Below are 12,562 nucleotides of genomic sequence, written 5' to 3'. Positions count from 1 at the left end.
TATGGCAACTTCAAATTTAAAAATTGTAGTATTTGTACCAGAAACACATACTGATATTGTGCGTGAAGCCATGGGTAAGGCTGGTGCTGGTAAAATTGGTAACTATAGTTTTTGCTCGTTCTCTTCAAAAGGAATCGGTAGATTCAGACCTGAACAGGGCGCCGCTCCTCATATAGGCGAAGTTGGAAAATTTGAAGAAGTAGTAGAAGAAAGAATTGAGACCGTTTGCCAGAGAGAAAAACTCAAAGAAGTAATTAGAGCCATCAAGAAAGTCCACCCTTATGATGAGGTGGCTTTAGATGTTTATCCATTAGAAAATATATGAAAAACTATTCTTTAATTGCTGTTGATTTACAAAAAGGTTTTACATCAGAAGGTGGAAAACATTACAAAGAAAGGCCTTGTATAGATTTTATCGAGGAAAACATTCTCCCTTTCCTCAGAGAAAAGAACATTAAAATAAACGAAATAATTTCTGATTATAGACAACCCCGTCCGGGAGACAGAGGTGATGGAAGCTGTCTTCCAGGACAATGGAATTATGAATCAATTGTCCCAAAAGAGATTGTAAAATCTCAGTGGATCAAATGTATGAACTCTCCAATATGGACGAGAGAGAACATAGGAAATCCAGACAAACTTCCAGGACTACCATATCAAGATACAAAAGCTTTTGGTGAGTGGCTTGAAAAAAATGTTGGTAAACCAGAAGAGGTTACACCTGTTCTTTTTGGTATAACCATTGATTGTTGTGTTCTGAGCACACTTCAAGAACTAAATTGGAGGGGTTATTATCCGAAAGTTATTTATGAAGGAACAGATCATTATAATGGTACAAAAGAATCGAAAGACGCGGTAATCGAGAACACTTTAACCAACTGGGCTGAGGTCATTCATTGGGATGAATTGAAAAATGAGCTATGAAAAAAATATTCTTAAAAAATGACAAGTATAAAAAAACACGAGGTGGGTATTCTAGACTTTTAAGCATATCTTGTCAGGAATGTGGTTCTCATGTTTGTTTGTATCAAAAAGATGGACCGGGCAACCTACGCAGAATGTATACAGACAGAATTTTTGACTCAAAAACTTCGATATCAAAAAAGGATTTATCTTGCCCAAAAAGACACTTACTCGGAGTTAAGATAATCTACAAAAAAGAAAATAGGCCAGCCTTCAGGTTATTTGTGGACTCTGTAACTAAGAAAATTATTAAATCTTAAGTTGTTATGACAGAAAAAGATATTCTTAATCTCATAGAACAAGATAAGTGGATGATGGAGATCATCTCTCGAGCCTCTGCCCTTAATCTTCCAGACTGGATCATAGGTGCTGGGTTTGTTAGAAATAAAGTTTGGGATTATTTGTCTGGAAACAAAAAAGAAGCGGTTGATACGAATGATATTGATTTAGTTTATTTTGATCCAAATGGGAATGACCAAGAAACTGATGAGAAATTATCAGAAGAATTAAAGAAACAAACTGGAATAAATTGGGAAATTGTAAATGAATTTTATGCTCACAAATGGAACAATTTGCCACCATACAAATCTACAGAAGACGCTATTTCTCAATGGCCAGAAACAGTAACTGCTGTTGGGGTGACTTTAGGTAAAGACAACAAACTCAAACTTATCGCTCCCTATGGAATAGAAGATCTCGTACATTTTATTGTTCGCCCAAGTCCTGACTTTAGAGAAAGATTAGGGGTGGTAGAACAAAGAGTGAAAGATAAGAAATGGTTAGAGAAATGGCCACAGATTAAAATTATTTCTGAATACAATGCTTAAAAACTAAAATATGAAAAGAGTAATTGTTGTACATCAATGGATGGCAGGAGTTGATGGAGATTGGAGACCGTGGCTCAAAACTGAGTTGGAAAAACGTGGCTATGAAGTTTCTGTTCCTGAAATGCCAGATATTGATACTCCGGTTATTGAAAAGTGGGTCAACAAACTCTCGGAGGTTGTCGGTAAACCAGATTCGGATACATATTTTGTTGGTCATAGTATAGGATGTCAGACAATTCTCCGGTACTTAGAAACAATTAATACTCCAGTTGGAGGTGCGGTATTTGTTGCTGGTTGGTTCAATCTCCAAAATTTAGAATCTCCAGAAATAGAAGAGATTGCCAGACCGTGGATTGAAACATCAATCAATTTGGTGAAAGTAAAATCAGTTCTTCCTAAATCGACACTTATTATTTCTGATAACGATCCGTTTGGATGCCTTGAAGAAAATAAAGCAAAGTTTGCTCAGATTATGACAAAAGAAATAGTAATGCCCAATGCTGGACACCTCTCAGCCGAGGACGGCTTTATAGAATTACCTATTATCATTGATGAACTTGAAAGTTTGTGATATCGATAAATTTGACCTATTCTGCTAAAATCCTGTCATGTACAGATATTTCCATAACCCACCGTTTGTTAAATATCACATCATAGAGCACTCATCTTCCGGAAGTGCCTTTTGGGGAGCTTTTTGGGGAGCTTTTCTAGCTTTTATTTTCGGACTCATTGCATACAGGATTACTAAAAGATGGGATCGGTTTTTGCAACATAAAAATTCCCTGGTTAAGCTTGATAACCTGCTTAATCGTCACTTAGACGAAATAGCGGCGATCAAATTCCAAGCCGGAGACATCAAGAAACTTCTGAGAGACGGAAAACTAACACATGCCCGTTTCCAGCCATTCAAATTACCCGAAAATTTGGAGATGGATTTTGGTAGTCTCGAGATAGCTAATCGTTATCTGGCATATTCGAGTTCCATAAGCCGGACTAATGGAGACATGGCATCCGTCAATCATGCCCTAAACCGCTTTGAGGACGTACTCATAAATGGTCAGGTTCTTAAAAAAGAAAACCTCGACTTTATGGCTGATATGCTTGAAAAGCTTGAAAAATTCCTTGATAGTCTTACTAACCGCGCAAAAGAAACTCTTGTAATGGCTCGCCTCCATATTAATAAATTGAAAAGTAAGAATTCCTTCTTCTTTGGAGTACTCAATAGTAATTGGGAATTGTCATTTACGCCGGAGGAGATAAGGGTAGAGGCTGAAAAATTGGAGGGAGAAATTGAAATGATCAGCAAAAAGAGCAAGGAGGAAATTGATAGCGCCCTATCCGGATAAAATGTCGTAAATGTCTTGGGAGATTAAGGTATGTCGAAGTTGCTAACTCGAATTTGGAATGTCCTAAATAATCAAGGCCTATTTTCGTCAATAGGCAAACCCGGAAAAAGGACGGATCGCAGAAAAAACCTCAAATTTTATTCTATATTTGAAAACATTGAGTTTTTAAGAGGTGGCGTTATAAATTATTTATAATTTCTCAATTTACTATCCACAGGCAAGTACGTTTTTGACCTGTCTGCTCCATATAATCTAGGGTATATGGAAGACCCAACCGTAAATAACCCAGAAAATAGCCCTTATGATTTCCCTGAGGAATCAATACCGGATAGGTACAAGAGAGCTATGGCTTTAGATAAGCAACAGGTCAGGACATTAGATAAGAAGCATCTATTCCTAGTCGCCTACGAAAGGAATATGGGCAATATCACCCAATCTTGCCAATCAGCCGGTATAAGGAGCTCTAAAACCTTCTATAACTGGTGTGATAATGACCCAGAGTTCAAGAAGGCTATAAATTCAGCTCATGAGGTCAGGCGGGATCTTGTGGAGGATATTGTGATGATAAAGATAATGAAAAACGATGGGAAGACTATTAGGTGGTGGCTGTCAAAACACCACCCAAAGTACAAGAAGAGGAGAGGTCCAACACTTTATGGTCCGGGAGCACCAGTTGACCCATTCAAAAAATATAGACAACCTACCAATTATGGTTAGGAGGCACTGTGTAATTACTGCCACTTTTTCCGCTGTAAAATGGGTGATTTGTGTAATTTGAGACCGACCAGAGAGCGTCTTTTTGACGCTTTTCTGTTGCCTGAAATACCCTTATACTGTCTTACATCACATACTCCGAGACCGGGGTACACAGCCAAAAAATAGAATCGCCGTTTTCGCCAAAATGCGGAGCGTCGCAAAGCGACGCGACGGGGGTTTCCGAGAGAATAGCCCAAGGGTTTTTGAAATCCAAAAGAAGCGAGCGGGACGCGAGGCGGGGGTTCGAGCCAATCTTTTTAAGAAAATCTCTTTTAGCTTCGAGATTTTCTTCGGAAGCGATAATTATGGCTTGGTTACTGTCTAAAATGAATTGTTTAGAAAGTTCGAGCCAGCGATTGCCTTTTCGTTCAAAATCTTTCAATTTCTCTGAAAAATCAATCTTTTGGTTGAGGAGCTTTTGCTTCTTCACGATATACTCCTCGCTCGTAATGGTGCTATACAAATGAGCGTCAAGAAGCCTGTCTAGCGTCTCCTCAACACTTTTGATTTGATTTTTCAGATTTTGAACGAAAAGGGCGTCAGAGTGGAAACTGCTCGCTTGTTCCTTTTCGAGTTCAGCGAGCATGAATTCTTTCCACTCGGACGGCAAAGAAACTTTTTTGATAATATCATTCGCTTGTTCGGCTAGGAATTCTTCGCGGATATATTTTTGTGTGCAAATACCTTTCTTTTTGGTACAGCGATAATAGGTATGACCTTTTTTCACTTCGCTTGTAATACCACAACCGCATTCTGCACACTTCATTAGTCCGCGAAAAACATGCTTGTTAATTCCTCGCTTCATCGGGTGAGCATTCCTCGCCGATACTTCAGCGCACTTATCAAAAAGTTTCTTTGAAATCGCTGGCTCGTGCTTTCCTTGGTAAAGTTCTTTGTTGAAAAGGAACATTCCATAGTAAAAAGGATTTTTCAATATCATCTGCGTGTTTGAAATAGTAAGAACTTTACCATTTTTAGACACCAAGCCCTTTTGGGCGAGCAAATTCCTTGTATCTTTCAGAGAATAATTTCCAGTAGCGTAGACTTCGAACATTTTCCTGACGAGGCGAAATCTTTCAACATCGGGAATAATTTTCTTGTTCAATTTATCATTCACATATCCGGTCGGAGCTTGACCACTTTGTTCGCCTCGTCTTACTTTCTGTCGAAGTCCACGCTTCACATTCTCTGAAAGATTATCTATATAGTATTTGCTCTGCCCAAAAGCAATATTTAACATAAACTTACCTTGTGGCGTAGCATCAAACCAAAACGTCGGGAATTTTAGCTCTTTAATATGACCAAGGTCGCACAGATAGATTATCTTTCCACCATCAATACTATTTCTCGCCAATCTATCTGGGTGCCAAGCTAAAATTCCTGACGCTTTGCCTTTTTCTATGAGCGAGAGCATATTGTTGAAAATAGGTCTGCCCGGCTCTTTGGCGGTTTGTGATTCAACAAAAGTTTCAACAATCTCCAACTGCTCTCGCGTGGCAAATTCTTTCAACTCATCAATCTGCGATTCGATACTCAAAATCTGACGATCAGGTTCGTCGGTAGATTTCCTCGCGTATAGAAAGAATTTGTTCATAGAAAAAGATTTACGTTAAATATTGATAATTATTCGCTTCCAGATTGGCTCGCAAAACGAAGTTTTGAATGATGTACTCATCATAAACCCCCGCCTCGCGTCCCGCTCGCTTCTTTTGGATTTCAAAAACCCTTGGCGAATTCTGGCGGAAACCACCGTCGCGTCGCTTTGCGACGCTCCGCATTTTGGCAAAAAAACGAATTCTGAAACTTGGCTGCCGGACTTGGATTCGGACCAAGATACTCGCCTCCAGAGGGCGATGTCCTACCATTAGACGATCCGGCAAAGTTTGGCTCTTTCCGTCGCGGCGCGGAGAAAGGCGAGGAACAGCGGATGGGGCGCGAGCGGCCGCGACTTGAATTCCGGATGAAATTGCGTTCCGAGAAAGAAAGGGTGCGCGGCCGGCGACATTTCCATAATTTCCATCAACCGGCCGTCGGGTGACCGGCCGGAAAAAATCATACCGTTTTCCTCAAGCTTGGCAAGATAGGCCGGATTGACTTCATAACGATGGCGATGGCGTTCGCTGATTTGCGCCGCGCCGTAAGCGGCGCGAGCGATCGTGCCGTTTAATAATTTCGCCGGATAAGCGCCGAGCCGCATTGTCGCGCCGTAATTATTATTTTTCAAGTTCTTTTTCTGTTCCGGCATTAAATCAATGACCGGATATTTTGTTTCCGGATTGATTTCCGTCGTGTGCGCTTCCGTCAAGCCCAACACTTGTCGCGCGTATTCAATCACGGCGAGTTGCATCCCGTAACAGAGGCCGAGAAAAGGTACGCCCGTTTCGCGCGCAAACTTAATTACTTTAATTTTACCTTCAATGCCGCGCGTGCCGAAACCGCCGGGCACCAATAGGCCGTGATAAGCCGAGAGAGTCTTTATTTGATCCTCATTTTCTTCGTAGTTCAGAGCGTTCAGCCACTCAATGACAAGCGGTCGGCCCAGGGCCGCGGCGGCGTGTTTCAACGATTCAATGACGGAAAGATAAACATCCGACAAAACAAAATCGCCGGTGCGGAAATATTTGCCGACCAGCCCGATTCGCAATGGCTCCTTATCTTTAACGGCGTGCATTCTGGCCACCAATGCGCGCCAGTCTTTCAGATCATGCCGTCGCGGCCGCAACTTAAGCAGACGAAGCAAAGTATCGCTCAACCCGTCTTTTTCAAAATTAAGCGGAATTTCGTAAATATTTTCCACATCCGGCGCGGAAATAATATTGGCTGGCGGCACATTGCTGGCGAAGGCTAATTTTTCTTTGCGTTTAAGATCCAGCGGCCGTTCGCTCCGCGCGATAATCACCTCCGGATGAACGCCGTAAGAGTTAAGGGTGCGCACGGCGTACTGCGTCGGTTTGGTTTTCATCTCCCCGACTTTATTCGGAATCGGCAGATAGCTGACGAGCACAAATATCACATCATTAGGAGAACGAAGTTTGAGGATTCGCGCCGCTTCAATAAAAATCGTGTTCTGATATTCGCCGGCGGTGCCGCCGATTTCGATGACCGAAATATCGGCCTGCGAACGGTCGGTGGAACGTTTGATTCGCCGCAGGATTTCCTCCGAAATGTACGGCACAGGATCGACGCATTTGCCGTCGTAACCGAGCGCCCGTTCCTTATCAATCACATATTTATAGACCATCCCGCTGGTCATATAATTTTCCGGCGGAACGCTGGCGCCGAGAAACCGTTCGTAATTACCCATATCCTGATCGCACTCCAATCCCGAATCCAGCACAAACACTTCGCCGTGCTCGATCGGATTCATCGTGCCGGCGTCCACATTGAGATAAGGATCAATCTTCATTAAGTTCAACTTGAAGCCGCGGGCCGAGAGAATTTTGCCGATAGAAGAAACGGTCACGCCTTTGCCGACGCCCGACATCACGCCGCCGATGACGAAAATGTATTTGTGTTTTTTAGTCACGGCCGCTTAAACTTTCAGATATTTGCGCGCCGCCCAGAAACTGGCGATCACGCTCAAAACCAAACCGGCGCCGAATAACAGGAAAAATAGAGTGGAAAAATGATTGAGATAATAACCAACCAGATCAAGCCGTTCCGGAAAAACGGCGGTCACTTCCCGGACCCAAATGACCGCCGGATAAAGCAGTAGCACGGCAAGCAAAGAAGATAAAATTCCGGCGATCACGCCTTCGACAATGAACGGTCCGTGAATGTAACGATTATTGGCGCCGACCAAGCGCATGACCGCGATTTCTTCGCGCGAAATATGGATCGCCAGCGAAACGGTGCTGAAGACCGTAAAAATGGAAATGATAATCAAAGCCAGCGCCACCGCCGAACCGAGGCGGCGGCTGGCGGCGATAAAAGAAATAAACCGGTCAATGTCCACTTTCCGATAATTAATATCGTAAATTAATTTACGGCCGGCGGCATCCAGAGAGCTATCCACCGTCAACGAATTAACGATACTTTCATAATGACTCGGATCCACCGCCTTGATGTTCAAGCGCGCGCCGAGCGGGTTAGACACCTCGGCCAACGATTGCATAATTAAATTATTATCCTGATTGCGTTGCTTGAAGTCGGCTAACTCTTCCTCGCGCGAACTGTAGGACACTTCTTTAATTGTCGCCAGCAACTCCAATTGGTGTTTGACCGCGAGCACTTCCACTTCCGTGGCATACGGTTGAAACGAAACGCTGATGTCCACTTTGTCCTTGAGCGTTTCCAACGAGGCGGATAAAAAGGCCTGACCCAAATAAAGACCGCCGCTAACAAACAAGGTCGCCGTCAGCACCACCACCGAAGCGAAAGAAACCACGCCGCTGCGCCAGAAATTGATGAACCCCGATTTGACGATTCGTTTGAAGTTTAGGAACATATCGAATCTTAAACTCTAATTGAGATTATAAAACATACCGACCATTCTTGTCATCCCGCGTCAGGCGGCCGTTCTCCAAAGTAATCACCCGCCGGCCGACGGCTTCCACCACGGCTTTATTGTGCGTGGTCAAAATGACGGTCGTGCCGAGGTCGTTGATTTTGCGAAAAATTTGGACGATTTCAAAAGTGTTAACCGGATCCAGATTGCCGGTCGGTTCGTCGGCAATTAAAATATCCGGCTGATTGACGATGGCGCGGGCGATGGCGACGCGCTGTTTTTCGCCGCCGGATAATTGGTTGGGAAAATTCCAGAATTTATCCGCCAAGCCGACCAGTTCCAAGACATACGGCACATCTGAAGCGATGTCGTCGTCAGCGCGGCCAGCGGCTTCCATCGTGAAGGCGATATTTTCAAACACGGTTTTGTTCGGCAACAACCGGTAATCCTGAAACACCGAGCCGATTTTCCGACGCAGATAGTGGAGATGCTGGTGGCCGAGCCGGTGTAGATCGGTGGAATCAAGATAAACGGCGCCGGAAGTCGGCTGTTCTTCCACCAAAACCATCTTGAGCAAGGTGGTTTTGCCAGCGCCAGAATGACCGACGACGGTTAAAAACTCGCCGCGGTCAACTGAAAAAGTCACTTGGTCAAGCGCTAGCGAGCGGTCCGGATAAATTTTGGTCACGCGATCAAAAAAAATCATTATAAATTTTTTTCCGCTTCAATAAATTCATCCAATTGACCGGCTAGAATTTTATCAATCTGGCTCGTTTCCACGCCGGTCCGGTGGTCTTTCACTAATTTGTACGGATGGAGCACATAGGAACGGATCTGGCTGCCCCATTCAATTTCCGTTGTCTTGCTGATAGACATTCCTTCGGCTTTCTTCTGTCTCTCGTCCGCTTGCCGTTTATACAATTTGCCTTTAAGAATCTCCAGCGCCCGGTCTTTATTCCGTTCCTGCGCGCGTTCAGCGTCGGAGTGAGCCGTCAGACCGGTCGGCAAATGAACGATCCGCACCGCCGTTTCGCGTTTGTTCACATTCTGCCCGCCCGGGCCGCTGGCGCGAGAAAATTCAATTTTCAAGTCGGCCGGATTAATGACGATCGTCTGATTCTTCTCAAACCGCGGAATCACTTCCACTAACGAAAACGAGGTGTGCCGCAATTTCTTGGCGGAAAACGGCGACATTCGCACGAGCCGATGCACGCCCGACTCGTTTTTCAGTATACCATAAACGCCTTGACCCGAATCAATTGATCGATTGGCGCGCCGCAATTCAAAAGTGATATTGCGATAACCGCCGTGATCGTTCGGATTTTCGTGCACCAAGTAAACAGTAAAATTATGGAGCGCGGCAAATTTAGCATACATTTCGTAAAGCCGCCGCGAAAAATCTTCAGCATCGTCACCGCCGGCGCCGGAGAAAATCGTGATCACGGCGTCCAGATCGTCGTATTCGCCGCCGCCGAAGGCTTCCTGTTTCAGACGCTGATGTTCCTCAATCGTCGCTTGGGCGGCGGCTTTGTTTTGCCAGAAATTCGGTTCGGCCATCCGACTTTCCAGGGCCGCAATCTTTTTTTTTAAATCTTCTTCAGCAGCCATCTATCCCTTATCTTCCGGCAAATCGCGCGTGGCGCGAAAGAACGCGATGATCGGCTGACCGGCCGAATTTAACCATTTTTCATCCGCGACCAGTGTAAAAACACGGTCGCCATTATCATGATATAAACCGGCAAAATAATTTTGCCCTTCAAACGTCGGGGTTAAAAGATCAATCGTGCCGGTAATCTGCGTCGCCTCAAAATAACCGGAACCGATAACGGCGTTAGCATCATCGGTAATGACCACCCACCCGCCGGTTGGCGTTTTAACTGAAGAAACGAACACTATGGACCCGGGAAATTGATCGCGAACCGCTAATTCGGCATCGGCCGCGGCGGCGGTTGAAGCATTAGCGTCACCGCGCGCGCCGACGGCGGCGAGCGAATCAATCTCCTGATTGAACGACCGGAAGGCCGAGACCAGTACGATTATCGCCACAATCAAAGCCCCGACAAAAATTTGCCAATAGCGCTTGTTATTGTTTGTTTCCATATGGACTAACTTACCACTTTTTATATCAAAAAGCCAGCGGTCGGGATTGAACCGACGACCCCCGCTTTACGAAAGCGGTGCTCTACCAACTGAGCTACGCTGGCGACTAATCTAATATCCTAACATACCGCCGGCGCTACTTTTTTACCAGTCCGGCCAGATATTTCCGGAAAGCCGTTTTCAGCTCGGGATGCCGGAGCGCTAGATCAACCGTTGCTTTTAATAAACCGATTTTACTGCCACAATCATACCAAGTCCCTTGAACCTCATAACCATAAAATTCGCCACCGTTTTTGATAAAGACGTCAATCGCCGGCGTCAGAAAAATTTCACCGTTGGCCGCCGGTTTAATTTTTTCCAAGCAATCAAAAATCGGCGGCGTGAGAATATATTTAACGACGATCGCCAAATTTGACGGCGCCCGGCCCGATGCCGGTTTTTCCACCATCCCGGTAATTTTCCAGACGCGCGGCGCCACGGCTGTCCCGGCGACGACGCCATATTGAGACACGATTTTCGGTGGCACCCGCACCAAAGCGACGACTGGCGCTTGATAACGATCATGGATTTTCAGCAATTGTTTGAGAGCCGGCGGCGCCGAACCGGTGTCAATTACATCGTCACCGGACATCACCGCCACCGTTTCCCGATCAATGAGCGGCCGCGCCTGTAAAACGGCGTCGCCGATACCGCGCGGCGAGTTTTGTCGAACGTAAAAAAATCGGGCTAGTCGAGAGATCTCTCGCACGGCTTTGAAAGTATCCTGTCGGCCGTTGGCGAGCAAGACCGATTCCAGTTCTGGCGAAAAATCAAAATGATCTTCAATCGCCCGTTTATTGCGTCCGGTAACGAAAATTACATCGGATATTCCCGCCGCGGCGGCTTCTTCCACTAGGTATTGAATCACCGGCTTATCCAACAGCGGCAACATTTCTTTTGGTTGGGCTTTGGTGGCCGGCAGAAATCTGGTACCCAAACCGGCGACCGGAATAATTACTTTGTTAATCATAAATCAGCGGGTGGCGGCAAAATCGGTTTGGCGCGGCGCCAGAATTGCCGCTGGAGCGACCGGCTAATTTCGATCATCTCCTCGTTATTAAACCAGCGTAGGATCAGAAAGTCGATCAAGAGGCCGCCCAAACCGGCCAGTAATCCTTGATTGAAGATGCCCCAAAAAGTCGCCTGGTTGAAAACCGGGGCCAACAATTGCAAGAGCAGATAAGTCGCCGCGGCGGCGGCCAGGGCGGCGGCCGCTGTTTGCCAGAAACTTTTGGATAAAAGCGGCGGGAAAGAACCGAAATCCCGCCGGAAGGAACGCCAAAGGATGCCTAAATTCAGCAGGGAGCCGATGGAAAAAGCGAGCGGTAAAATTAGAATTTCCGTAGCCGGCAAATCGGCCACCCGCCAAAGATGTTTCAACCACTCGCCGAATAACACTGAATGGTCGATCAGGGGAAATAAAACCAAAGCTAGAAGCACGATCAAAATTGAAGACAAACTGTTGATGATTAGAGGTTTGCGCGTTTGGCCGCAGGCGTAATAACCGCGGACCAAAAGTAAAATCAGACTTTGCGCGGCGGCGGAAATCAGAAAAATAGCCAGGGCGGCGGCGGTCAGGCGCGTGTCCGACCAGTCAAAACGGCCGGCGCCGAGAATCACCCGAACGATCTGCGCCCGCAAAACAATAAACAAAGTAATTGCCGGCAAAGACCAGAAAATAATGTGCCGCGCCACGGCCGCGACCTGCCGGACAAATTGCGGTTGATCGCCGGCGGTGAACAGACGCACCAAAGTCGGGAATGCCGCCACGGAATAACTGACGCCGATGATTGATAGGAGTACTGATTGCAAATTATAAGCAAAATTGAAAACGGCGATGGAGCCGGCGGCCAAATAAGAAGCCAGGGCCAAAAGCACGGTGATTGTTAATTGATTGGCGGACAAAGCCAGCGTCCGCGGCCAGGCCAAAACAAAAATTTTCCGCCACTCGTTTTTTGCTGTTCCCGCCGCCGGCGAAGCGGCCGATTCGGCGGCCCGACCGAAAAACGCACTGCGGGCCAAAGCCGGCCACTGAATTGCCAGATGCAGACCGGCGCCGAGGATTACGCCCCAGACCAAGCCCG

At 45.9% G+C, this 12,562-nt stretch carries 15 protein-coding genes and 2 tRNA genes; 7 read left to right on the top strand and 10 right to left on the bottom strand.

The window, feature by feature from the left end; all coding sequences use genetic code 11:
* Window position 1 precedes the first annotated feature (1 nt).
* From VJH67_00420 to VJH67_00390, 7 genes are all read left to right on the top strand, one after another.
* The gene (locus VJH67_00420) at window positions 2-325 is read left to right on the top strand and encodes a hypothetical protein (protein HEY4515643.1); all 324 of its coding nucleotides are present in this window, start codon (window positions 2-4) and stop codon (window positions 323-325) included.
* Complete coding sequence (locus VJH67_00415; GenBank protein HEY4515642.1) at window positions 322-924, top strand: hypothetical protein; 603 nt, start codon at window positions 322-324, stop codon at window positions 922-924. The genes VJH67_00420 and VJH67_00415 overlap by 4 nt, the downstream gene beginning before the upstream one ends.
* Window positions 921-1,223, top strand: a complete 303-nt coding sequence (locus tag VJH67_00410) for a hypothetical protein (protein HEY4515641.1) — start codon at window positions 921-923, stop codon at window positions 1,221-1,223. The genes VJH67_00415 and VJH67_00410 overlap by 4 nt, the downstream gene beginning before the upstream one ends.
* Window positions 1,224-1,229: 6 nt before the next feature.
* Window positions 1,230-1,790, top strand: a complete 561-nt coding sequence (locus VJH67_00405) for a nucleotidyltransferase family protein (GenBank protein HEY4515640.1) — start codon at window positions 1,230-1,232, stop codon at window positions 1,788-1,790.
* Between the two features lie 10 nt (window positions 1,791-1,800).
* On the top strand, window positions 1,801-2,361 hold the full coding sequence (locus VJH67_00400; protein ID HEY4515639.1) for an alpha/beta hydrolase: 561 nt from the start codon (window positions 1,801-1,803) through the stop codon (window positions 2,359-2,361).
* A 37-nt stretch (window positions 2,362-2,398) separates the two neighbouring features.
* Window positions 2,399-3,136 carry a hypothetical protein gene (locus tag VJH67_00395; GenBank protein ID HEY4515638.1) on the top strand — a complete coding sequence of 246 codons (738 nt, stop codon included), beginning with the start codon at window positions 2,399-2,401 and terminating at the stop codon, window positions 3,134-3,136.
* Between the two features lie 261 nt (window positions 3,137-3,397).
* Complete coding sequence (locus tag VJH67_00390; GenBank protein HEY4515637.1) at window positions 3,398-3,853, top strand: hypothetical protein; 456 nt, start codon at window positions 3,398-3,400, stop codon at window positions 3,851-3,853.
* A gap of 121 nt (window positions 3,854-3,974) precedes the next feature.
* Here the strand turns inward: VJH67_00390 and VJH67_00385 are convergent, their stop codons facing one another.
* The 10 genes from VJH67_00385 to VJH67_00340 form a co-directional block, all read right to left on the bottom strand.
* Window positions 3,975-5,486 carry a recombinase family protein gene (locus tag VJH67_00385; GenBank protein ID HEY4515636.1) on the bottom strand — a complete coding sequence of 504 codons (1,512 nt, stop codon included), beginning with the start codon at window positions 5,484-5,486 and terminating at the stop codon, window positions 3,975-3,977.
* A gap of 211 nt (window positions 5,487-5,697) precedes the next feature.
* Window positions 5,698-5,771, bottom strand: a tRNA-Gln gene (locus tag VJH67_00380).
* Window positions 5,757-7,418 (bottom strand): CTP synthase, encoded by a 1,662-nt coding sequence (locus tag VJH67_00375; GenBank protein ID HEY4515635.1) that lies wholly within the window; start codon window positions 7,416-7,418, stop codon window positions 5,757-5,759. The genes VJH67_00380 and VJH67_00375 overlap by 15 nt, the downstream gene beginning before the upstream one ends.
* A 6-nt stretch (window positions 7,419-7,424) precedes the next feature.
* On the bottom strand, window positions 7,425-8,339 hold the full coding sequence (locus VJH67_00370) for a permease-like cell division protein FtsX (protein ID HEY4515634.1): 915 nt from the start codon (window positions 8,337-8,339) through the stop codon (window positions 7,425-7,427).
* 25 nt (window positions 8,340-8,364) lie between these two features.
* Window positions 8,365-9,045, bottom strand: coding sequence for a cell division ATP-binding protein FtsE (ftsE, locus tag VJH67_00365; protein HEY4515633.1), 681 nt, complete (start codon window positions 9,043-9,045; stop codon window positions 8,365-8,367).
* Window positions 9,045-9,947, bottom strand: coding sequence for a peptide chain release factor-like protein (locus tag VJH67_00360; protein ID HEY4515632.1), 903 nt, complete (start codon window positions 9,945-9,947; stop codon window positions 9,045-9,047). The genes ftsE and VJH67_00360 overlap by 1 nt, the downstream gene beginning before the upstream one ends.
* A complete protein-coding gene (locus tag VJH67_00355; protein ID HEY4515631.1) occupies window positions 9,948-10,439 on the bottom strand; it encodes a hypothetical protein in 492 nt (163 codons plus the stop codon).
* Between the two features lie 31 nt (window positions 10,440-10,470).
* Window positions 10,471-10,543 (bottom strand) — tRNA-Thr (locus VJH67_00350).
* A gap of 32 nt (window positions 10,544-10,575) precedes the next feature.
* On the bottom strand, window positions 10,576-11,448 hold the full coding sequence (locus tag VJH67_00345; protein ID HEY4515630.1) for a UTP--glucose-1-phosphate uridylyltransferase: 873 nt from the start codon (window positions 11,446-11,448) through the stop codon (window positions 10,576-10,578).
* A partial coding sequence (locus tag VJH67_00340; GenBank protein ID HEY4515629.1) for a lipid II flippase MurJ occupies window positions 11,445-12,562 on the bottom strand: 1,118 nt, incomplete at its 5' end. The genes VJH67_00345 and VJH67_00340, both read right to left, overlap by 4 nt.

This window comes from Candidatus Paceibacterota bacterium (genome assembly GCA_036517255.1).
Taxonomy (GTDB): Bacteria; Patescibacteriota; Minisyncoccia; order Phycocordibacterales; family WO2-35-19; genus DATDXE01.
Note: the sequence above shows the minus strand (reverse complement) of the source record. Positions and strands in the feature narration are given on the sequence as shown.